This window comes from Mycobacterium sp. UM_Kg1 (assembly GCF_000972925.1).
GTDB classification, from domain to species: Bacteria; Actinomycetota; Actinomycetes; order Mycobacteriales; family Mycobacteriaceae; genus Mycobacterium; species Mycobacterium hiberniae.
In genome coordinates this window covers 1-20,714 of sequence record NZ_JRMK01000077.1, presented here as the reverse complement: position 1 = coordinate 20,714, position 20,714 = coordinate 1, and the positions used below count along the sequence as shown (strand labels likewise).

The 20,714-nt window shown below is 67.1% G+C and carries 21 protein-coding genes and 1 pseudogene; 8 read left to right on the top strand and 14 right to left on the bottom strand.

Annotated elements, in window-relative coordinates; all coding sequences use genetic code 11:
• The 5 genes from LI92_RS13135 to LI92_RS13115 form a co-directional block, all read right to left on the bottom strand.
• On the bottom strand, window positions 1-276 hold a 276-nt coding region (locus tag LI92_RS13135; protein ID WP_046319512.1), incomplete at its 3' end, for an NAD(P)-dependent oxidoreductase.
• Window positions 277-337: 61 nt separating this feature from the next.
• Window positions 338-850 (bottom strand): acetolactate synthase small subunit, encoded by a 513-nt coding sequence (gene ilvN, locus LI92_RS13130; RefSeq protein ID WP_046319511.1) that lies wholly within the window; start codon window positions 848-850, stop codon window positions 338-340.
• On the bottom strand, window positions 850-2,718 hold the full coding sequence (locus LI92_RS13125; protein ID WP_046319510.1) for an acetolactate synthase large subunit: 1,869 nt from the start codon (window positions 2,716-2,718) through the stop codon (window positions 850-852). Before LI92_RS13125 ends, ilvN begins: the two co-directional genes overlap by 1 nt.
• A 200-nt stretch (window positions 2,719-2,918) precedes the next feature.
• Window positions 2,919-3,773, bottom strand: a complete 855-nt coding sequence (locus tag LI92_RS13120) for a metal-dependent hydrolase (RefSeq protein WP_046319509.1) — start codon at window positions 3,771-3,773, stop codon at window positions 2,919-2,921.
• Complete coding sequence (locus tag LI92_RS13115; RefSeq protein ID WP_046319507.1) at window positions 3,770-4,420, bottom strand: TetR/AcrR family transcriptional regulator; 651 nt, start codon at window positions 4,418-4,420, stop codon at window positions 3,770-3,772. The genes LI92_RS13120 and LI92_RS13115 overlap by 4 nt, the downstream gene beginning before the upstream one ends.
• A 156-nt stretch (window positions 4,421-4,576) precedes the next feature.
• On the opposite strand from LI92_RS13115, the gene LI92_RS13110 reads away from it, so the two are divergent.
• The gene (locus LI92_RS13110) at window positions 4,577-4,915 is read left to right on the top strand and encodes a PH domain-containing protein (protein ID WP_046319518.1); all 339 of its coding nucleotides are present in this window, start codon (window positions 4,577-4,579) and stop codon (window positions 4,913-4,915) included.
• A 13-nt stretch (window positions 4,916-4,928) separates the two neighbouring features.
• Here LI92_RS13110 and LI92_RS13105 read toward each other — a convergent pair whose 3' ends face one another.
• Window positions 4,929-5,744: a DoxX family protein gene (locus LI92_RS13105; RefSeq protein WP_046319506.1), complete on the bottom strand. Its 816-nt coding sequence runs from the start codon at window positions 5,742-5,744 to the stop codon at window positions 4,929-4,931.
• A 134-nt stretch (window positions 5,745-5,878) separates the two neighbouring features.
• On the opposite strand from LI92_RS13105, the gene LI92_RS13100 reads away from it, so the two are divergent.
• The 3 genes from LI92_RS13100 to gjpA (LI92_RS13090) all read left to right on the top strand — a co-directional run bounded on the left by LI92_RS13100 (window position 5,879) and on the right by gjpA (LI92_RS13090) (window position 9,754).
• The gene (locus tag LI92_RS13100) at window positions 5,879-7,000 is read left to right on the top strand and encodes a PQQ-dependent sugar dehydrogenase (RefSeq protein ID WP_082109701.1); all 1,122 of its coding nucleotides are present in this window, start codon (window positions 5,879-5,881) and stop codon (window positions 6,998-7,000) included.
• 413 nt (window positions 7,001-7,413) lie between these two features.
• Window positions 7,414-8,487 carry an outer membrane porin GjpA gene (gjpA, locus tag LI92_RS13095; RefSeq protein ID WP_152665462.1) on the top strand — a complete coding sequence of 358 codons (1,074 nt, stop codon included), beginning with the start codon at window positions 7,414-7,416 and terminating at the stop codon, window positions 8,485-8,487.
• Window positions 8,488-8,638: 151 nt separating this feature from the next.
• Window positions 8,639-9,754 (top strand): outer membrane porin GjpA, encoded by a 1,116-nt coding sequence (gene gjpA, locus LI92_RS13090; RefSeq protein ID WP_152665461.1) that lies wholly within the window; start codon window positions 8,639-8,641, stop codon window positions 9,752-9,754.
• A gap of 293 nt (window positions 9,755-10,047) precedes the next feature.
• Here the strand turns inward: gjpA (LI92_RS13090) and gatB are convergent, their stop codons facing one another.
• Together gatB and tenA are read right to left on the bottom strand one after the other, a co-directional pair.
• Window positions 10,048-11,550: an Asp-tRNA(Asn)/Glu-tRNA(Gln) amidotransferase subunit GatB gene (gene gatB / locus LI92_RS13085; protein WP_046319502.1), complete on the bottom strand. Its 1,503-nt coding sequence runs from the start codon at window positions 11,548-11,550 to the stop codon at window positions 10,048-10,050.
• Between the two features lie 37 nt (window positions 11,551-11,587).
• Window positions 11,588-12,253: a thiaminase II gene (tenA, locus tag LI92_RS13080; protein ID WP_046319501.1), complete on the bottom strand. Its 666-nt coding sequence runs from the start codon at window positions 12,251-12,253 to the stop codon at window positions 11,588-11,590.
• 37 nt (window positions 12,254-12,290) lie between these two features.
• Between tenA and LI92_RS13075 the strand changes: the two genes are divergently transcribed.
• A complete protein-coding gene (locus tag LI92_RS13075) occupies window positions 12,291-12,677 on the top strand; it encodes a DUF2237 family protein (protein WP_046319499.1) in 387 nt (128 codons plus the stop codon).
• Between the two features lie 25 nt (window positions 12,678-12,702).
• Here the strand turns inward: LI92_RS13075 and LI92_RS13070 are convergent, their stop codons facing one another.
• The 4 genes from LI92_RS13070 to gatC form a co-directional block, all read right to left on the bottom strand.
• Window positions 12,703-13,047, bottom strand: a complete 345-nt coding sequence (locus tag LI92_RS13070; RefSeq protein WP_046319497.1) for a hypothetical protein — start codon at window positions 13,045-13,047, stop codon at window positions 12,703-12,705.
• A 91-nt stretch (window positions 13,048-13,138) separates the two neighbouring features.
• Complete coding sequence (locus LI92_RS13065; protein ID WP_046319496.1) at window positions 13,139-14,170, bottom strand: ATP-dependent 6-phosphofructokinase; 1,032 nt, start codon at window positions 14,168-14,170, stop codon at window positions 13,139-13,141.
• A 146-nt stretch (window positions 14,171-14,316) separates the two neighbouring features.
• Window positions 14,317-15,798, bottom strand: a complete 1,482-nt coding sequence (gene gatA / locus LI92_RS13060; protein WP_046319495.1) for an Asp-tRNA(Asn)/Glu-tRNA(Gln) amidotransferase subunit GatA — start codon at window positions 15,796-15,798, stop codon at window positions 14,317-14,319.
• On the bottom strand, window positions 15,795-16,094 hold the full coding sequence (gatC, locus tag LI92_RS13055; protein ID WP_046319516.1) for an Asp-tRNA(Asn)/Glu-tRNA(Gln) amidotransferase subunit GatC: 300 nt from the start codon (window positions 16,092-16,094) through the stop codon (window positions 15,795-15,797). Before gatC ends, gatA begins: the two co-directional genes overlap by 4 nt.
• Before the next feature lie 111 nt (window positions 16,095-16,205).
• Here gatC and LI92_RS13050 point away from each other — a divergent pair, with 111 nt between their 5' ends.
• Entirely contained in the window at window positions 16,206-16,871 is a 666-nt protein-coding gene (locus LI92_RS13050) for an ACT domain-containing protein (RefSeq protein ID WP_046319494.1), read from the top strand.
• Between the two features lie 52 nt (window positions 16,872-16,923).
• Here the strand turns inward: LI92_RS13050 and LI92_RS13045 are convergent, their stop codons facing one another.
• Window positions 16,924-17,520: a TetR/AcrR family transcriptional regulator gene (locus LI92_RS13045; protein ID WP_046319493.1), complete on the bottom strand. Its 597-nt coding sequence runs from the start codon at window positions 17,518-17,520 to the stop codon at window positions 16,924-16,926.
• Between the two features lie 125 nt (window positions 17,521-17,645).
• On the opposite strand from LI92_RS13045, the gene LI92_RS13040 reads away from it, so the two are divergent.
• Window positions 17,646-19,265 (top strand): flavin-containing monooxygenase, encoded by a 1,620-nt coding sequence (locus LI92_RS13040; protein WP_082109700.1) that lies wholly within the window; start codon window positions 17,646-17,648, stop codon window positions 19,263-19,265.
• Window positions 19,266-19,315: 50 nt separating this feature from the next.
• Window positions 19,316-20,461, top strand: a complete 1,146-nt coding sequence (locus tag LI92_RS13035; RefSeq protein ID WP_046319491.1) for a zinc-binding dehydrogenase — start codon at window positions 19,316-19,318, stop codon at window positions 20,459-20,461.
• Between the two features lie 31 nt (window positions 20,462-20,492).
• Here the strand turns inward: LI92_RS13035 and LI92_RS23770 are convergent.
• Window positions 20,493-20,714, bottom strand: a pseudogene (locus LI92_RS23770) (cellulase family glycosylhydrolase); the annotation flags it as partial.

The following is a 20,714-nucleotide window of genomic DNA, read 5'->3' as shown; positions in this document are numbered from 1 at the left end:
CTCGATGTCGTTGGCGAAGATCTCTGCCTGAGCGGTGTCGGGCGCGAGCAGCATGATCACGTCCGCCCACTTGGCCACCTCGGCGGGAGTGTCAACCTCGAGGCCCTGCTCGGTGGCCTTCTCGCGCGACTTGGAGCCCTCCTTGAGGCCCACCTTCACCTGCACGCCGGAGTCGCGCAGGCTCAGCGAGTGCGCGTGCCCCTGGCTGCCGTAGCCGATCACGCCGACCTTGCGGCCCTGGATGATCGACAGGTCGGCGTCGTCGTCGTAGAACATCTCAACTGCCACTGTGTTGCTTCCTTACTATCTTGGTTGGGGAACTATGTCTTCGCTGGGGCTATTTGGCCGCGCCGATGCCGCGCGGACCGCGAGACAACGATACGAGACCTGACTGGACGATCTCCCGAATGCCGTAGGGCTCGAGCACGCGCAGCAGCGCATCGAACTTCGCCGGCGTTCCGGTGGCCTCGACGATCAACGACTCCGGAGACACGTCGATCACCCTGGCACGGAATAGGTTCACCGCCTCGACGATCTGTCCGCGAGTGCTGGCGTCGGCACGGACTTTGATCAGGGCGATCTCGCGGGAGACGGAGTTGTCCTCCTCCTGCTCGACGATCTTGATGACGTTGATCAGCTTGTTGAGCTGCTTGGTGATCTGCTCCAGCGGAGTGTCCTCCACCGAGACGACGATGGTCATCCGCGACATGTTCTTGGTCTCGGTAGCGCCGACCGCCAGCGACTCGATGTTGAAGCCGCGCCGGGAGAACAGCGCCGCCACCCGGGCCAGGACGCCGGGTTTGTCCTCGACGAGCACCGAGAGCGTGTGGGTCTTCCATCCTGTTGCCATCACGCGTGCCCCTCGTTGTTCTGGTCATCGAACAGCGGCCGGATGCCGCGTGCGGCCTGGATCTCGTCGTTGCTGGTGCCGGCAGCCACCATGGGCCACACCTGGGCGTCGGCTCCGACGATGAAGTCGATCACCACCGGCCGGTCGGTGACCGCCCGCGCCGCCTTGATGACGTCTTCGACGTCTTCCTCACGCTCGCAGCGCAGCCCGACGCAGCCGAGCGCCTCAGCCAACATCACGAAGTCGGGGATGCGCCGTGAGTGGGTGGCCAGATCGGTCTGGGAGTAGCGCTCCTCGTAGAACAGTGTCTGCCACTGCCGCACCATGCCCAGATTGCCGTTGTTGATCAGCGCCACCTTGATCGGCAGACCTTCGATGGCACAGGTGGCAAGTTCCTGATTGGTCATCTGGAAACAGCCGTCGCCGTCGATGGCCCAGACCTCGGCATCGGGGCGGCCCATCTGGGCGCCCATCGCCGCGGGGATGGCAAAGCCCATGGTTCCCAGGCCGCCGGAGTTGAGCCAGGTGCGCGGCTTCTCGTACTGCACGAACTGCGCGGCCCACATCTGGTGCTGGCCGACGCCGGCGACGTAGAGCGCGTCGGGTCCGGCGATGCGGCCCAGCGTCTCGATCACGTATTCCGGCGACAGGCTGCCGTCGCTCTGCGGCCCGTAGCTCAGCGGGTATGTCGAGCGCACCTCGTCGAGGTAGCTCCACCAGTCGGACAGGTCCAGCGCGAGCTTCTCACGACGAAGCACCTCGAGCAGTTCGGTGATGACTGCTTTGACGTCACCGACGATCGGAACGTCGGCGTGGCGGTTCTTGCCGATCTCGGCGGGGTCGATGTCGGCGTGAATCACCTTGGCGTCCGGGGCGAACGAGTCCAGCTGGCCGGTGACGCGGTCGTCGAAGCGGGCTCCCAGGGTGATCAGCAGATCCGAGCGCTGCAGCCCGGCCACCGCCGCCACCGTGCCGTGCATGCCGGGCATGCCCAGGTGCTGGCGGTGACTGTCCGGGAAGGCGCCGCGCGCCATCAAGGTGGTGACCACGGGGATGCCGGTCAGCTCGGCCAGTTCGGCCAGCTCCTGGCAGGCGTCACCGCGGATGACCCCGCCGCCCACGTACAGCACGGGCCGGCGCGCCGCGGCGATCAGCTTGGCGGCCTCGCGGACCTGCCGGCTGTGCGGCTTGGTGGTGGGCTTGTAACCGGGCAGATCCAGCCGCGGCGGCCAGGCGAACGTGCACTGGCCTTGGAGCAGGTCTTTGGGGATGTCGACCAGCACCGCGCCGGGACGCCCCGAGGCGGCGATGTAGAACGCCTCGGCGATCACCCGGGGGATGTCGTCGCCGTTGCGGACCAGGAAGTTGTGCTTGGTGATCGGCATCGTGATGCCGGAGATGTCGGCCTCCTGGAAGGCGTCGGTGCCGATCAGTTGGCGCCCGACCTGGCCGGTGATGGCGACCACCGGGATGGAGTCCATCTGGGCGTCGGCCAGCGGGGTGACCAGGTTGGTGGCCCCCGGCCCCGAGGTGGCCATCATGACGCCCACCCGCCCGGTGGCGTGCGCGTAGCCGCTGGCGGCGTGACCGGCACCCTGCTCGTGGCGGACCAGCACGTGGCGCAGCTTCTTCGAGTCGAACAGCGGATCGTAGACCGGCAGAACCGCGCCGCCGGGGATGCCGAAGATGACGTCCACGTCAAGTTCTTCCAGCGATCGGATGACCGACTGGGCACCGGTCATCTGCTCGGGCGCCACTCGCCTACCGGGCGTTTTGGCCTTGCCTGACGCTGCGTCTGAAGCCGACGCTCCGTTTGCGGCGGGCGACGGTGCCGACCGCTCCGCCGATCGGCTGGTGGGTGCGCTCACGGTTTCCTCTTCAATTCCTCTGGGCTGTAGAACTGGTGGCAACAAAAAACCCCCGCCAGCTCAGCTGCTGCACGAGGGTTGCGCGTCGGTGGTTGGAAGTCAGGCAACAACCAACGCGCAGTGGGCTACTACGAGCATGCCGTTGTCCATAGCAGACGACGGTAGCCCCTGGACCGAGCGTCCGTCAAATGAGCAGCCGCTCAGCTCAGGTGGTCGACCAGCGATCCCTGCTCGCCGAACAGCTCCGCCTCCCAGTGCTGCAGCAGCGCGCTGTTGTCATGGTCGTCGGGATGGAAACCGGGGCGCAGATATTCGCCCAGCCGGCGAAAGACGGTACGGGTCAGAAACGGCGAATGCCGCAGGGCGGCGAAGCTGCGGACAAGCCGGACCGGGTTGTAGGCGGCCCGGTCGCCGAAGAGCGAGATCAGGGTGTTCACCAGAACGGCGAGGGGGAAACTGAACCGAATGACCCGCATCGTGCGGATGCGCCGGATCTCATCACCCCCGACCGCGCGGTAGACGTCGAAGGCCACCGCGCGGTGCTCGGATTCTTCGATGGCGTGCCACAGCAGCATGGATCGCACTTCGCTGGTGCCCAGCACGGCCTGCGCCTTCTCGTCCGAGAGCAAGGTCTCGGCGAAGACGGCGGTGAAATGTTCCAGTGCGGCGGTGATGGCCAGGCAGGTCAGCGGCGAGAACCGTTGTTCGATGGCCTTTTGGCGGCGTTCGACGAGCCGGTCGACCTTGCGGGTCGGGTAACCCATCTCGTGCAGCCGCTCATTGAGTGCGCGGTGCTCGCGACCGTGGGTCACTTCCTGACCGATGAACCCCTTGACCTGTTCTTTGAGGTCGGGGTCGGTGATCTGGTCGGCGTAGCGGCGCACCGAACGAATGAAGAAGTCCTCACCCGCGGGGAACACCGCCGACAGATGCGCGATCACGTGGCTCATCACCAGGTCGCCCTGAACGAAGTGGCGGTCCAGGGCCGCCACCGGGTAGTTGAACCGGATGCGACGCGGCTGTACCGCCGGCGCGCGGTTGTCGTTGGCGGTCATGGCTCGCTCTCTTCTAGTGGGTCTGCGGCGCCGGTCACCAGCGGTCGAACCAGCCGTTTGAAGGCGTCGAGGATGTCGGCGGCGGGCAGCGCCTCGTAGCCGGCGATGGACCGGGACATCGCCAGGCCGTTCATCAGCGCGAAGGTCATCTGCGGCCCGACCCGCGACTGCTCGGTATTGGCTTCGGCGGTGTCGGCCGAGTCGAGCAGTTCGGTGTATATCCGGTCGCAGGCCTGCGCGAACTGCCGATCGGTTTCGATCACCGCGGGCGCCAGGTCGGGATCGGTGCGGGCCGCGACCCACAGCTCATAGGACGCGGTGAACGTCGGACCGCAATACATCGACCACAACAGGTCGATCGCCGCGTCGAGCTTGTCCGCGGACGAGCCCAGGCCGGCCATCAGCACCTCGAACTCTTCGATGCGGCGGTTCAGCGCGAACTCGACGGCAGCGGTCAGCAGTCCCACCTTGGTGGGGAAATGCCCCTGCAATGCCCCTACCGAAACACCGGCACGGCGGGCAACCTCGGTGGTGGTGGTCGCTTTGAAACCGACGTCCACCAGCGCCTCGAGCGTCGCGTCCAGCAGCGCGCGCCGGGTCTCGGCAGTACGCTCCGCTTGGGTACGGCGGGGCTTGGTCGGCGGCATGCGACCAATAATGCGACAGATAAAATAAGTAGTCAATATTTTTTCATCGGAGTGACTGCTACCACCCCACCGCATCAACCCTGCCGACGGTGACATCATGCGGTGGTGACCTCTGCATCACCCGACGCGGCGCCCCTGGTGATCCGCATTTCGCCGATGGCGCACTTCGCCGTCGGTTTCCTGACTCTGGGGCTGCTGATCCCCGTGTTGACCTGGCCCTTCACCGCCCCGCTGTTGGCGCTGCCCGTGGTGGCCTCGGCGTTGATCGTCCGGTGGCGGACCGTGGCCGACGCGCAGCGGCTCAGCGTGCGGACCCTGCTCGGCAGCCGCACGGTGGACTGGGACGCCGTCGACGGTCTGGGCTTCACCCGGGGATCGTGGGCGCGGGCACATCTGCGCGACGGAGAGGTGCTGCGGCTGCCCGCGGTAAGTTTCGCCACTCTGCCGCTGTTGAGCCAAGCCAGCGGCGGCCGGGTGCCGAACCCCTACCGCTGAGCAGCCGGTTCGGTCAGCCGAGCGGGTTGGCCCCGTTGAGGAACACCCACATCGCGACCCCGCCGGCGACCCCCAGCACGAGCGCCACCACAGACCCGATGAAGGGCCGCCGCGCCCAGCCGCGGTCGCCGTCGAGCCCGTACCGGCCCGGCCCGGCCAGCACGATCGCCACCGCCACCACGATCAGCAGCAGGTGGAATTCGTGGCCGTCGGGCAGAAAGAGTCCGAACCGGCCCTCGCCGTTCGATGAGACGCCGGCGAGAACGGCGTTGAGGAAGTAGGCCAGCGCCCCGGCCGCGGCGACCGGGGTGAACAGTCCGAGCACCAGCAGCAGGCCGGCGGCGATCTGGCCGCCGCCCGCCGCATAGGTCAGGATGTCGGCGTGCTGATAGCCGGCTTCAGCGATGGAATTCTTGAACCCGCTCAGGCCCTGACCACCCCACCAGCCGAACAGTTTGCGCAGCCCGTGGGCCACCAGCAGCACACCCAGGCCCACCCGCAGCACCAACAGGCCCAGATCCTGGGTACCACGCCGGTCCACCGCCCGGAACGGCTCGTCCGCGTCGCCATCCGGGCCGATGGACACTCCGACACGGCCGGGGTTGACCGGCGGCGCCGCATAGGGCAACGGGTGGTAGCCCCCCGCCAGAGGGCGGACGCCGGAGGGGTCATAGGCCGGGATGGCGGTGGTCTCGAAATCACCGGTATACGTCGGCGATGGCATGTCGTCCTCCGGATCTACCAGACGTGCCGACTTGGGACGTCCTTTGCCTGCGTCGGCAGTCTCACCCGGGCGACGCCAGTGTGAGCCCTCACCATGACTGGTCACCCTGCAAGAGTAAGGGCAAGCTCGGCGGGATTGGGGATTTGACCGGGTTCGTTAGCGAATCGAATCCGGCCCGGGCGCCGCCCTGCGGTGGGCATCGTGGCGAGATCGGACCCGGTGTCCGTAACCTGACGGGCATGCAGATGCGCGGGGCTGTTCGCCGAGTGCCTGTTTTGCTGGGCGTGGCATTGCTGGTGCTGACCGGTTGTGCGCACTTCGACGACGCCCAGTCGCAGCCGTTCACCACCGTGCCGCGTCGGGGAATGGCACCCTCCACGACTCCCCCGCCGCCACCACCGCTACCGGCCAACCCGTTCCCCAAACAGTGCCCGGCACCCGGGGTGATGCAGGGCTGCCTGGAGAGCACCAGCGGCTTGATCATGCACGGCGACAGCAAATCGGCACTGGTCGCCGAACGGACCACCGGCGCCGTCAAGGAAGTGTCGTTGACCGCCGAACCCAAGGTGAAGACCGTGATCGGCGTCGATCCTGCCGGCGACGGCGGGTTGATGGACATCGTGTTGTCACCGACCTACACCCAGGACCGGCTGATGTACGCCTACATCAGCACGCCCACCGACAACCGGGTGATCCGGATCGCCGACGGCGACGTCCCCAAGGACATCTTGACCGGAATCCCCAAGGGCCCGACCGGCAACACCGGCGCCCTGATCTTCACCAGCCCCACCACGCTGGTGGTGCTGACCGGGGATGCGGGCACCCCGGCTGCGGCCGCCGATCCCGGCTCGACCGCCGGCAAGGTTCTGCGCATCGAGCAGCCCACGACCATCGGCCAGGCACCGCCGACCACTGCCCTGAGCGGCATGGGTGCCGGCGGCGGACTGTGCATCGACCCCGTCGACGGCTCGCTGTACGTGACTGACCGGTCGCCCAGCGGCGACCGCCTGCAACGCATCACCAAAGACTCGCGGGTCTCGACGGTGTGGACGTGGCCCGACAAGCCCGGCGTCGCGGGCTGTGCAGCCATGGACGGCGTGGTGCTGGTCAACCTGATCAACACCAAGCAGACGGTGGCGGTCCGACTGGCTGCCGGCACCGGGTCGGTCACCAGCGAACCGGAGGTCATGCGCCAGGACACCCACGGGCACGTCTGGGCCGTGAAGATGTCACCGGACGGCAACGTGTGGGGCGCGACGGTGAACAAGACCGCCGGAGACGCCGAGAAACTCGACGACGTGGTCTTCCCGCTGTTCCCGTCCGGCGGCGGCTTCCCCCGCGCCAACGACGACAAGGATTAGCGGCCTCCGCCCGCTCACCGTGTGAGCTCGGCGCCGAATTTCGGTACACCACCTGCGACGATGTTAAGGGCCCTTCAGCCCTTCGATTTCCTATGCAGCCTCAGCTTAGCCTTAGCTTTGTCGGCCAGTTGGGACTGCGCGCCGCCTCGGCCACCCGTTGACTGGATGCCGCCGCCCGGTAATCGCAACCCCGCGGCGCCTGGCCGTTCTCGCCGCAGGCTAAAGCGTACTCGCCGGTAACAACCCTCCCGCCACTCACGGAGCCGGGCTCGCGCCGTGAGAATCGCACGCCGGCATGTTCCGAGGCTGGCCGCAAAAAATTTTTGACGCAAATGAAGACGTCTCAGCATTCGCTAAGTTATGGTAGCTTCCTCGAAGCGGTGTCGAGTGCTAACTAAAAGGAGAATCGCACAGTGCAGTCATTAACCACACGCCCCTGGATCACGTCCGGGATTGCCGTAGTCGGCGCAGGCCTGATCGCCGTAGCACCAGTCGCACCGCACACCGCGGCGGATGTGCACCTGCCGGACGTGCAGCTGACCGCATTCGACCCGTTCGGCGCCTGGATCGACGTGTTCAACACCTCGTCCGCCAACGCCGAGGCACTGGCCGACACCTACTTCCTGGCTCCGGGCGCCGTCCTGCAGCAGATCGTGGTCAACCAGTTCGACTACCTCGGCGAGATCCTCAACAACCCGGGCAGCATCTTCGACGTGTTCTCCGCCATCGGCGACAACATCGAAAACGTGTTCACCAACACCACCCTGCTCGGGGCGGAGTTCAGCCTTGAGGACTGGAGCACCCTGGCGCCGCTGGCGCAGGCCAACGACGCCATGCACAGCCTCATGGCCCTGGCGTTCCCGGACATCATGGGCGGCGACATGGACCCGGAGACCCTCGCGATCGTCACCGAGGCCCTGCACTTCCTCGCCTCGCCGCTGACCGGCGCCCTGATCGGCGCGCTCGGTCCGGTGCTGAGCCCGCTGGTGGAGTTCGGCAACGTCGTCGGTGACATCGTCGCCGACCTGGGCGAAGACCCGTCCGCGGCGCTGCAGGACCTCTTCGACCTGCCGGCCCGGGTGATCGGTTCGGTCTTCAACGGCACCGAACTCGACCTCAGCTTCCTGATCCCGCTGATCGCCGACGCGGGCATTCTGCCCGAGGGCATCACGATCGATGCGCTGGGCCTGTCGCTGGGCGGGCTGCTGACCCCCGGCCAGACCATCTTGCCGATCGGCGCCGACGTCGCGGAGACTGTCGACTCGGGCGAGAACCTCTTCATCGGCGGCTCTCTGTGGAACGCCCTGAGCCTCAACGTCATCGGGCTCGACATCGTGGGCAATCCCGTCGGCCCGCTCGGTTCGCTGGTGGCCCTGCCGCAAATCATCGCCGGAGCAATCGGCTGGGAGGGCGGAACCAACCCGCTCGCCGACCTGAGCTTCCCGATCCTGGACTGGTTCGACGGCGGCGAAGCCTTGCCGGCATAGCACGCCCTATCGGCCAACACGAGGGCCCCCTTCCCGACGGGAAGGGGGCCCTCGGTCTTTCTGGCAACACACTCGGACCCCCTTGACCAAACCACATAAAGTGAATTAGGTTTCTCTACGTTACTTTCAGGTAAGTTTCCTCGGAACCGTCCTGACCACTGCAAATACGTACTTAAGAGACCAATGCAGCACGCTGCCGCCCGCCCCTGGACCGTCACCGGCGTCGCGCTCCTCAGCGCCGGAGCCATCGCCTCGGGGTCCCGTTGCCGCGCCCGTGCCCGCGCTGACCGGCCCGCAATCGCTCGCCGTGCAGCTGACAGCCGGCTGGGATGACGTGTGGCAGACCGCCGAAGCCAACGCCACGGCGATCTGGAACCACTTCTCTGCCGTTCCGTTCCCGGCCCTGCAGCAGGTTCTGGCCAACCAGATCGGCTATGTCCAGGGCGTCTTCGACGGTTCGAGGAGCTTCGGGGACATCGCGCAGGAGATCCAGACCCATCTGGGTGCTCTGTTCGGCACACCCGCTGACGGCGAGACGCCTGCCGCCGCCGGCGCACTGTTCGGCCCGTTCCTGCCCGCGGGCGGCGCCACCGACACCCTGTACGCATCGCTCGACGATGTGGTCACCGGCCCCGGGATGATCGGATCGTTCATGACCCACGCGGCCCTCTTCTCGCTCCTCACCGACCCGAGCATCCTTCCCGGCATAGCCACCTCCCTCGGCTTGGACGAGGACATGGCACCCGTGTTGGGTTCGGTGCTGGAATTCGCGGCGTCCCCGCTGAGCGGCATCCTGATCGGCCAGGTCTCCACCATGCTCAGTCCGGTGCTGCAGTTCAACGACGACCTCGGCAACATCTGGGAATCGTTGTCCTCCGGCAGCCCCGACTGGGGTGCGGCGTTCGACTCTCTGATCGGTATGCCCGCCAACCTCGTCGATGCCTACCTCAACGGCTACGGGGCGGTCGACCTGATGCCGATCCTGGATCAGCTGGGGATCGCGTTGCCCACCTTGACCATTCTGGACCTGCCCACCGAAGTCACGGCTCTGAGCGTGAACCTGGGCGGGCTGCTCAGCCCGGCCGGCTCGATCTTCGACGCCATCGGCATGGGCAGCACCACAGACGCACTGGGCGACCCGGAACTGCTGTTCGACCTGCCCGGCCTCGGGGTGGGCCCGATCGCCTCCATGGTCGCGATGAGTCAGGCCATCGCCGAAGCCCTCGGCTGGGACGGGAGCAGCGACATCCTGGCAAGCCTGTTCTAGGTCGACAGCGACCGCCCACCACCCAGTGGCCCCCTCCACGCGGAGGGGGCCACTGTGGCATCCGCCGGTTCTCACAGAAGTATTACTGACTCCGCCCGAGCCCCTTAAAAGTCCGGTCTACGTTGGGAGTCGGGTCGAGAGACCGCAGCAAAACCGTCGAACGAAGGGATGGCAGGCGATGTTGATCGATGTTCGATGGCTGAAGTTCGTGTTGGGTCGCTGGGCCAGCCGGCCCGTTCGCGCCCTGCCGTAGATTCGCGGCGGCGCCGCGACCGGCAGGGACGCAGCGGGGCTCACCCGCAGGCAGCCAGCACCAGTTCGCGCACCCGCGCCGCATCGGCTTGGCCTTTGGTGGCCTTCATCACCGCGCCGACGATGGCACCGGCGGCCTGCACCTTGCCGCCCCGGATCTTCTCGGCCACATCGGGATTGGCGGCCAGAGCCTCGTCAATGGCGGCCTGGATCACCGAGTCGTCACGCACCACGACCAGGCCCCGGTCAGCCATCACCTGAGCGGGCTCGCCCTCACCGGCGAGCACCCCCTCCACCACCTGCCGGGCCAGCTTGTTGGACAGCTCACCCGAATCCACCAGTGCCACCACATCGGCGACCTGCTTGGGCGTGATGCCCAGAGCGTCGAGCTCGACTCCGGCTTCGTTGGCCTTCTGCACCAGGAAGTTTCCCCACCACGCCCGGGCCGCCTCACTGGATGCGCCGGCCGCGACGGTGGCAGCGACCAGCTCCACCGCACCCGCGTTGACCAGGTCGCGCATCACCTCATCGGAGACGCCCCACTGTTCCTGGATTCGCCGGCGCGACAGCCACGGCAACTCGGGGATGGTGTCGCGCAGTTGCGCGACCAACTCGGCCGACGGCGCGACCGGTTCCAGGTCCGGCTCAGGGAAGTACCGGTAGTCCTCCGCGGTCTCCTTGGCCCGGCCGGGACTGGTGTAGCCGGCCTCGTGGAAATGCCGGGTCTCCTGGACCACCGTGCCGCCGGCGGAGAGCACCGCGCCCTGGCGCCGCATCTCGTAGCTCACCGCCACCTCGACACTCTTGAGCGAATTGACGTTCTTGGTCTCGGTCCGGGTACCGAATTCAGCTGCGCCGCTGGGCTTGAGCGACACGTTCGCGTCGCAGCGCATGGAACCCTGGTCCATCCGCACATCGGAGACGTCCAAGGAGCGCAGCAGATCCCGCAGCGCGGTCACGTAGGCCCGGGCGATCTGCGGGGCGCGCTCACCGGCGCCGACGATCGGTTTGGTGACGATCTCGATCAGCGGCACCCCGGCCCGGTTGTAGTCGACCAGCGATTCGCTGGCGCCCTCGATGCGTCCGGTGTCGCTGCCCACATGGGTGAGCTTGCCGGTGTCTTCCTCCATGTGCGCGCGCTCGATGTCCACTCGCCACACCGAACCGTCCTCGAGCGGCACGTCGAGGTAGCCGTTGAAGGCGATCGGCTCGTCGTACTGGGAGATCTGGTAGTTCTTCGGCTGGTCGGGATAGAAGTAGTTCTTCCGGGCGAACCGGCACCACGACGCGATTTCGCAGTTGAGCGCCAGCCCGATCCGGATCGCCGATTCGACGGCGGCGCCGTTGAGCACCGGCAGCGACCCGGGCAGCCCGAGACACACCGGACACACCTGGGTGTTGGGTTCGGCACCGAAGGCTGTCGAGCATCCGCAGAACATCTTGGTGGCCGTGGACAGCTCGACGTGCACTTCCAGGCCGAGAACCGGGTCGAAGCGGGAAATGACGTCGGCGTAGTCGAGCAGTTCGGCGACAGCAGCGGTCATGGCGCAAAGTCTAGGTGACCCGGTCGGCCCGCCTCGGTCACACCGGCCAGTCCTCCATGCGGTACGCGGCGTCGAAGAACATCCATTCATAGCGCGCGGCGGTCCGCAGATGCTCGCACATCAGGTTCCACTCCGGACCCTGCGCCTGCGCGCCGATCCGGTCGGCGACGGCCAGCACCACTTCGACCACCGCCGCGAAGTCCTGACCCGCGTAGGCGTCGATCCATCGCTGGAAGAGCGGCTCCGGGGACCCGTGATGCTGTAGGTGCTCACCCACCCGGGCGTAGATCCAGTAGCAGGGCAGCACGGCGGCGACGGCCTCGGCATAGGAACCCGACGCGGTGACGGCCAACAGGTAGCTGGCGTAGGCCCGGGTGGTGGGAGCGACCGGCAGCACGGCAGCGGTCTCGATGTCGAGTCCGAGTTCGGCGAGCAGTCCCGCATGCAGCTCGGCTTCGGCCAACACCGCGCCGGCGTGCTCGGCGAACATCGCCAGCTCCGACTCGTTCGGCGCTTTGGCCGCGCAGGCCGCCAAAGCCCGCGCATAGCTGTGCAGGTAGTGCCTGTCCTGGACGAGGTAGTGGCGAAACCTGCTCGGCTCCAAGGAACCTTCGGTCAACCCGGTGACGAAGGGGTGCTCGCAGATCCGCCGGTAGATGTCGTCGATACCGGCCCACAACCGCTCCCGGTTCCGCTCGGTCATACCTCACGGTAGGCGACGCCGCCCTAGACTGTCCCCCATGCCCGACCGCAACGTACTCGGCGGCCCGCTGGAGCCGTGCGGCAGCGACCCGATCACCGGCTTCTACCGCGACGGCTGTTGTTCCTCGGGCCCGGAGGACATTGGGCTGCACACCATTTGCGCCGTCGTCACCGGCGAGTTCTTGGAACATCAGCGCTCGATCGGCAACGATCTGTCCACTCCGGTCCCGGCTTACCGGTTTCCGGGCCTGACGCCCGGCGATCGCTGGTGTGTGACCGCGCCGAACTGGCTGCGGGCCCACCGCGACGGCTGTGCCGCTCCGGTGGTGCTCGCCGCCACCCATGAACGCACCCTGGAAGTGGTGAGCCTGGAGATACTGGCCGACTACGCCGTCGACGTACCCGACGATCCGGGTGACCTGTGACCGCCGGCGGCACCGACCACGTGAATCAGGATCCGATCGCCCCGACACCGCCGCTGCCGTACTGCCGGCGCTTCTCGTAAAGGACGAATTCCTGGACCAGCAGCCCGTCTTCGGGACAATCGGCCATCACCGACCCGGCGAGCAGCCGACCGGTCTGGTCGGCGGGCAGACCACTGGTGGCCAGAATGTGCCCCACCGCGTTGCGGACACCGACCAGACTCGGCTGGTCCTGGATGAGCGCGCAGACATCGCGGCCGTGATCGGTGACGTAATCGCTGATCAGGTCACCGGTGGCATAGGCCGGAGCGGACAAGACCAGCCCCATCGGCAGCCCGCACAGCACCGCGGCAGACAGCGCTAACTTTCCCATACCCCACCCCCAGCCATAGACCGTCCGGCAACACAAGCCACAACCTCACCATTGTGCGGCAACACAGGTGATGCTGTCACCTGCGCCGGCCTTAGCCGAAGAAAGCCGCCGCGTCGTCGTAGCGGCTCTGCGGCACCACCTTGAGCTGTCGCACCGCGTCGGCCAACGCCACCCGGCCGATCTCCTGGCCCCGCAGCGACACCATCATGCCGTATTCGCCGGCATGAGCCGCATCTGCGGCATTGACGCCGAACCGGGTCGCGAGCACCCGGTCATAGGCGGTCGGGGTGCCACCGCGCTGAACATGACCCAACACGGTGGTCCGGACTTCCTTCTTGACGCGCCTTTCGATTTCGACGGCCAACTGGGCGGCGACACCGGTGAATCTCTCGTGACCGAACTCGTCGACGCCGCCCGCCCGCAGCTCCATCGAACCGGCTGCGGGTTTGGCGCCTTCGGCGACAACACAGATGAAATGCGAGGAACCATGCTGGAAGCGCTGCTTGACCAACCGGCACACCTCTTCGACATCGAAGGGCTGCTCGGGGATCAGCGTCATGTGCGCCCCGGTGGCCAAGCCCGCGTTGAGTGCGATCCAGCCGGCGTGGCGGCCCATCACCTCGACCAGCATCACTCGCTGGTGAGATTCCGCGGTGGAGTGCAGCCGATCGATCGCGTCGGTGGCGACCTGCAATGCGGTGTCGTGGCCGAAGGTGACATCCGTGCAGTCGATGTCGTTGTCGATGGTCTTGGGCACCCCCACCACCGGCACGTTCTCCTGCGACAGCCAGTGCGCCGCAGTCAAAGTGCCCTCACCCCCGATGGGAATGAGCACGTCGATGCCGTTGTCGTCGAGAGTCTGCTTCACCTGATCCAGGCCGGCGCGCAGCTTGTCCGGATTCACCCGGGCTGTGCCGAGCATGGTCCCGCCCTTGGCGAGCAAGCGGTCATTGCGGTCGTCGTTGGCCAACTGGACGCGCCGGTTCTCCAGCAGTCCCCGCCAGCCGTCCTGAAACCCGACCACCGTCGAGCCGTAGCGCGAGTCGCAGGTGCGCACCACCGCCCTGATCACCGCGTTCAATCCGGGGCAGTCACCGCCGCCGGTGAGGACTCCGATCCGCATGAGTCCATCTTGCCGGGTCGCTCACCGCGACACTGCGGTTAGGGCGAGCTCCACTCGGACTTTTCCACGCCGAGCAGACGCAGAATCGCACAGCGAGCGTCTCCTGGATGCGATTCTGCGTCTGCTCGCGGGCGGAGTTGACGAGGTCAGATGGGCGACGCCAGTGTCCCGCGGGCGGCTTCGTAGGCCGCACCCACCCGGTAGAGACGGTCGTCGGCCAGCGCCGGCGCCATGATCTGCAGGCCCACCGGCAGCCCGTCGTCGCCGGAAAGCCCGGACGGCACCGACATGCCGCAGTGCCCGGCCAGGTTCAGCGGCAGCGTGCACAAGTCGAACAGGTACATCGCCAGCGGGTCGTCGACCTTCTCCCCCAGCCGGAACGCGGTGGTCGGCGTCGTCGGCGAGATCAGCACGTCCACCGACTTGTACGCCTCGTCGAGGTCGCGGGCGATCAGCGTGCGCACCTTCTGCGCCTGGTTGTAGTAGGCGTCGTAGTAGCCCGCCGACAGCGCGTAGGTGCCGAGCATGATGCGGCGCTTGACCTCAGGACCGAAGCCGGCCGCGCGGGTCTGCGCCATCACCTCTTCGGCACTGCGGGTGCCGTCGTCGCCGACCCGCAGCCCGAAGCGCATCGCATCGAAGCGGGCCAAGTTGGACGACACCTCCGACGGCAGGATCAGGTAGTAGGCGCTCAGCGAGTAGTCGAAGTGCGGGCAGTCCACCTCAGAGATCTGTGCGCCCAACGCTTTCAACTGATCGACGGCGGCGTTGAACGACGCCAACACGCCCGGCTGGTAGCCCTCCCCGCTGTGCAACTGGCGCACCACTCCGATGCGCACGCCCGACAGATCGCCGTCGGCGCCGGCGCGTGCGGCGCCGACCACGTCCGGTACCGGCACATCCAGCGAGGTGGAGTCGCGCGGGTCATGCCCGGCGATCACCGAGTGCAGCAGCGCGGTGTCGAGGACCGTGCGGGCGCACGGTCCGCCCTGGTCCAGCGACGACGCGCAGGCGACCAGTCCGTAGCGACTCACCGTGCCGTAGGTGGGCTTGACGCCGACCGTGGCGGTCAGCGCGGCGGGCTGACGGATCGAGCCGCCGGTGTCGGTGCCGATGGCCAGCGGCGCCTGGAAGGCCGCCAAGGCCGCGGCACTCCCCCCGCCGGAGCCGCCCGGAACCCGTTCGACATCCCACGGATTGCGGGTCGGCCCGAAGGCGGAATTCTCCGTCGATGAGCCCATGGCGAACTCGTCCATGTTGGTCTTGCCCAGGATCGGGATGCCCGCTGCCCGGAGCTTGGCGGTGACCGTGGCGTCGTAGGGGGCCCGCCACCCTTCCAGGATCTTGGATCCGCAGGTGGTGGGCGCGTCGACGGTCGTGAACACGTCCTTGAGCGCAAGTGGCACACCGGCCAGTGCCGAGGGCGCTTCGCCGGCGGCGATGGCCTTGTCGGCGGCCTCCGCCGCGGCCAGCGCCGCGTCGGCGCCCACGTGCAGGAACGCCCGGTATCGGCCGTCGGTCGCCTCGATCTGCTCGAGGTGGGCACGGGTGACCTCCACCGAGGACACCTCGCGCGCGGCGATCTGGGCCGCCAGTGTGGCCGCGTCGGACCGGATCAGCTCGCTCACTGGCTCTCCCCCAGGATCTGCGGGACAGCGAAGCGGCCGTCCTCGGCTCGGGGGGCGGCCGCCAGGGCCTGCTCTTGAGTCAGGCAGGGCACGATCTCGTCGGGCCGGGTGACGTTGACGGCTTTGAGCGGGTTGTCGGTCGCCTCGACGCCGGTGACGTCGACTGACTGGATTGTGCTGACATGGGTCAGGATGGCGTCGAGCTGGCCTGCGAAGCCATCCAACTCGGCGTCGGTCAGTGCCAGCCGGGCCAACCGGGCCAGGTGGGCTACGTCGTCACGAGAGATCTGGGACACGGGTGCAAAGCCTAGTCGTCCGCTCGCGTCGAGCGTGAAGCCAGCGGGGGTAGCGAGCGTGACCTCAGCCTCACTCTCCACGGGGCGGCGGGCGCTGTGGGAAAGTTGCCCATGCCTTCCTATCTGCTGCGAGTCGAACTCGACGACCGCCCGGGCAGCCTGGGTTCGCTGGCCGTGGGGCTGGGCTCGGTGGGTGCCGACATCTTGTCGCTGGACGTCGTGGAACGCGGCAGCGGCTCGGCAATCGACGACCTGGTGGTCGAGCTGCCGCAGGGTTCGATGCCCGACGTGCTGATCACCGCCGCCGAGCGGCTGCCCGGGGTGCGGGTGCACAGCGTCCGTCCGCATACCGGACTGCTGGACGCGCACCGCGAACTCGAACTCATCGATCACGTCGCCGCGGCCGGGGACCGCAGCGCCAAATTGCAGAAGCTGGCCGACGAAGCGCCTCGGGTGCTTCGGGTGAGCTGGTGCACCGTACTGCGCAGCGAGGGACCCGATGGGGCGTTCCGCCGGCTCGCGGGCAGCCGTGGAACCCCGGAGACCGACGTCGGCACGGTGCCGTGGTTGCCGATCGAGCGCGCCACCGCGTTGGACAACACCGCCGCCTGGGTGCCTGCGGTGTGGCGGGAGATGGATGTCGCTTTGGCGGCGGCACCGCTGGGCAGCCCGAACACCGCGGTGGTCTTGGGCCGCACCGGGGGGCCGGCGTTTCTGCCCGCCGAGGTGGTCCGGCTGGGCTATCTGGCCGGCATCGTGGCGACCCTGCTGCGTTGATCGGCGAGCCGGGCGTGGCGACGTTCACCGCCACCGGTATGCCCGGCTTCACTCAATCGTTGGTCTCCGGCGCGGCCGTGAGCGCTTTGCGCAAGGCGAGCCGGGTTTGCGCAATCGCGTCGGCAGGGGCAACACCGCCGCGGGCGATCAAGGTGGCGGCGGCAAGGACCTGGCTGCCGAAGGTGGTCGCCGCGAAGATCGGCGATATCCGCCGGTCGACTTCGCCGGCCCGCTGCGCACGGTGCACCGCGGCGGCGAGCACCTCCATCGACTGCGCCTCGGCGACCAACCGGCTGGGATCGGCGATAGGAGCCAAAATCAGCACCCGGTAGCGACTGGCGACTTCGACGGCGGGACCCACCAGTTCTATGAGACTCGGCAGCACCGGACCGGACTTCGGCAGTGACAGGTAGAGCTCGCGCATATTCGTCACCGCCGCCGCATGGATGGCGACCACCAGTTGCTCCCGCTTCGGGAAGTGCCGGTAGAGGGTGCCTCGGTTGAGCGCCGCGGCGTCGGCGATCTCCTGCATCGAGGCGTTCGGGTCGCCTGCGAGGACGGCAGTGGCCGCCTCCAGGATTCGTTGCCGGTTCTCGATCACATCGGATCGCATCCGGCTCGTGTCGACCGACGAAGCCCCACGCGCCATGGTTGACAGCGTAATCGACGCGTGCCAGACTTCGAGCACCTAAATGCGACACACTGTTGCACTTTGGTGTTACGGGGCCGCGCGCCGGTCGTGCGTCGTTCCCGAGCCGACACAGCGAGGAACCCATGGCCACAAGCAATCACGCCTTGTCAGCGCCGGACAGCGACGCGCCCGGCGCCGGGCCTGATCGACGCGCGATCCCCGACCACGAGATCGTGATCATCGGCGCGGGCTTCTCCGGTATCGGATCGGCGATCAAGCTCATCGAGGCCGGGTTCGACGATTTCGTGATCCTCGACGACGGGGATGGGGTGGGTGGCACCTGGCATTGGAACCGCTACCCCGGAGTGGCGGTCGACATCCCGTCGTACAGCTATCAGTTCTCGTTCGAGAAGCGGGCCACTTGGTCGCGCAGCTATGCCAACGGCGCCGAACTGGCCGACTACGCCAATCACTGTGTCGACAAGTACGGCCTTCGCGGCCGGCTGCGGCTGAACACCAGCGTGCGGTCAGCCCGGTTCGACGAAGCCCATGCGCTGTGGCGCCTGAGCACCCAACAGCATGGCGAAATCAGTGCTCGCTTCGTCATCAACGCGTCCGGGGCGCTGACAACGCCCAAGATGCCCGACATCGAGGGCATCGAACTCTTCGCCGGATCGGTCATGCACAGCGCCCGCTGGGATGACTCGGTCGACTTCTCCGACGCCCGGGTGGGAATCATCGGAACGGGGGCCTCCGCCGTCCAGATCATCCCCGCCATTGCCCCGCGAACCCGGCACCTGACGGTGTTCCAGCGCACCCCCATCTGGTGCATGCCGAAACTGGACCTCAAGATTCCCGGTGCCGTGCAGACCCTGATCGGCAAGATCCCCGCCCTGGAACTTGCGCTACGGGTCGCCAGTGAGGCATTCGTCGAGATCACCTTCCCCATCGTGGCCCACTATCACAAGTTTTTCCCGGTCGGAAAGCTGGCGCAGCAGCAGGCGAAGCTCTATCTGTACAGCCAGGTGAAAGATCCCGCGCTACGCGAAAAGCTGCTGCCCACCTACACGCTGGGCTGCAAACGCCCGAGTTTCCACAACAGCTACTACGCGGCCTACAACAGAGAAAACGTGCACCTGGAGACCAGAGCCATCTCCCACATCGATGAGCGCGGTGTCGTCACGGCCGACGGTGCGACCCACGAATTGGATGTCCTCATCCTGGCCACCGGTTTCAAAATCGCAGAGCCCGATGCGAATCCGACCTACGAGCTGATCGGCAACTCCGGACAACGGTTGGCCGACTGGTGGGATGCGAACAGACTGCAGGCCTACGAGGGAGTCAGCGTTCCCGGTTTCCCCAACCACTTCTCCGTATACGGGCCCTATGGCTATAACGGCTCCTCGTATTTCAACCTCATCGAAGCGCAGGCCGGCCATATCGTGCGCTGCTTAACCCACGCGCGAGCCACCGCCAGCACGCTCGTCGAGGTCAAACCCGAGGCCAATTCCCGCTTTTTCGAAGCCATGCTGTCTCGCCGTTACCGTCAGATCTTTTGGCAGAAGGGCTGCGGCGCGGCGAACAGCTACTACTTCGACAAGCATGGCGATGTCCCCATCCGGCCCACCACGACCTGGAATACCGCTCGCCGCGCCAAGAGATTCCCACTGGACGACTACCGGTTCGCCACCGCTCACGCGTCCGGCAATGACCGGCCGGCCAGCCCGGACATCGCCGCTGCCGGGTCCGCCCGGCAGAGCTGACCGCCCTAGACTCTCCGACATCGACAAACCCGAGACAGGCTGGATACACCGTGAAAGCAGTTGTTTGCCACGACGGCACTTTGTCGGTTTCCGAACTTCCCACACCGCGTCCGGGCCGCGGTCAAGTCCGCCTGAAGGTGCTTCGGTGCGGCATCTGCGGTTCTGACCTGCACGCACGCCACCACAGCGACGATCTGGCCGACGTGGCCGCCGACATGGGGTACCTGGAGGCGATGCGCTCGACCGAGCACACCGTGTTCGGGCACGAGTTCTGCGGCGAGATCCTCGAATACGGTCCACGGTGCAAGAAGCGGGCTCCGATCGGAAGCCGCGTCGTGGCCTTTCCGTTGCGGCGCGCGGGCGAGGGCATACATCCGATCGGGCTTTCGGCGTCCGCGCCGGGCGGCTACGCCGAGGAACTGCTCGTCGAAGAATCCTTGATGGTGCCCGTCCCCGACGAACTCAGCACCGACATCGCCGCGCTGACCGAGCCGATGGCGGTCGGACTGCACACCGTGCGGCGGTCAAAGATCCGGCGAGGCCAGATCGCCGTCGTCATCGGCGCGGGCCCCATCGGGCTCGCGGTCGTGCTGATGCTCAAGGCGCGGGGTGTTCGCACGGTGATCGCCAGCGACTACAGCGCGGCACGACGCGCGTTGGCCAAGAAATGCGGGGCCGACATCGTCGTCGATCCGGCGACCGAATCTCCCATCGACTACGTCGAGAAACGGCCCGGGTACTTCACCAGCTCAGTAGCCGCGATGCGCCTGCTGCTACGCGCCACCGAAGCGGCGAACACCCTGCCGATCCCGCTGTGGCAGACCTGGAGGGCGCTCGAATCTGTGGGGGTTGGCCCCAAAGCCCCGGTGATCTTCGAATGCGTCGGCGTCCCCGGAGTCCTGAATTCGGTGATCACCTCCGCACCGATCATGTCGCGCATCGTCGTCGCCGGGGTGTGCATGGGCGAGGACCGGCTGCGGCTCGCGATGGCGATCAACAAAGAACTCGACATCCGTTTCGTCCTGGGATACACCCCCATTGAGTTCCGCCAGACCGTCAGAATGCTCGCCAAGAAGAAGATAGACCCGACACCGCTGATCACCGCGACGGTTTCGCTGGCCGAGGTCGACGGGGCGTTCGAGGCGCTGGCCAGTCCCGACGACCACGCGAAGATTCTCATCGACCCGACTGCGTAGCGAGGCCCCCGGGTCGGGTCTGGCGCAGCGGTTATGCCCCGACCCGGGTGACCGTGACGTTGATGGTGGTGGCTCCGGGGTCGGAGGCGATGACCAGCACGGTGGCGTTGGGCGCCGAGACAACCTGGCCGCCGGTGACATTGACCTCGTAGCCGTTCGGGTAGATGACGGCCGGCACAGCGATGTTGGTCTGCGCACCGGCGGCGAAGACGCCCTGGCCGTCGGCCATCTGCGTGGAGTAGCTGAGCTGGAA

Bases quoted from the DNA above. Each gene is read 5' to 3' on its own strand.
- ilvN (WP_046319511.1), bottom strand. From the start codon at position 850: ATGGCAACAGGATGGAAGACCCACACGCTCTCGGTGCTCGTCGAGGAC.
- LI92_RS13120 (WP_046319509.1), bottom strand. From the start codon at position 3,773: ATGACCGCCAACGACAACCGCGCGCCGGCGGTACAGCCGCGTCGCATC.
- LI92_RS13115 (WP_046319507.1), bottom strand. From the start codon at position 4,420: ATGCCGCCGACCAAGCCCCGCCGTACCCAAGCGGAGCGTACTGCCGAG.
- LI92_RS13110 (WP_046319518.1), top strand. From the start codon at position 4,577: ATGGCGCACTTCGCCGTCGGTTTCCTGACTCTGGGGCTGCTGATCCCC.
- LI92_RS13100 (WP_082109701.1), top strand. From the start codon at position 5,879: ATGCAGATGCGCGGGGCTGTTCGCCGAGTGCCTGTTTTGCTGGGCGTG.
- gatB (WP_046319502.1), bottom strand. From the start codon at position 11,550: ATGACCGCTGCTGTCGCCGAACTGCTCGACTACGCCGACGTCATTTCC.
- tenA (WP_046319501.1), bottom strand. From the start codon at position 12,253: ATGACCGAGCGGAACCGGGAGCGGTTGTGGGCCGGTATCGACGACATC.
- LI92_RS13075 (WP_046319499.1), top strand. From the start codon at position 12,291: ATGCCCGACCGCAACGTACTCGGCGGCCCGCTGGAGCCGTGCGGCAGC.
- LI92_RS13070 (WP_046319497.1), bottom strand. From the start codon at position 13,047: ATGGGAAAGTTAGCGCTGTCTGCCGCGGTGCTGTGCGGGCTGCCGATG.
- LI92_RS13065 (WP_046319496.1), bottom strand. From the start codon at position 14,170: ATGCGGATCGGAGTCCTCACCGGCGGCGGTGACTGCCCCGGATTGAAC.
- LI92_RS13050 (WP_046319494.1), top strand. From the start codon at position 16,206: ATGCCTTCCTATCTGCTGCGAGTCGAACTCGACGACCGCCCGGGCAGC.
- LI92_RS13045 (WP_046319493.1), bottom strand. From the start codon at position 17,520: ATGGCGCGTGGGGCTTCGTCGGTCGACACGAGCCGGATGCGATCCGAT.
- LI92_RS13040 (WP_082109700.1), top strand. From the start codon at position 17,646: ATGGCCACAAGCAATCACGCCTTGTCAGCGCCGGACAGCGACGCGCCC.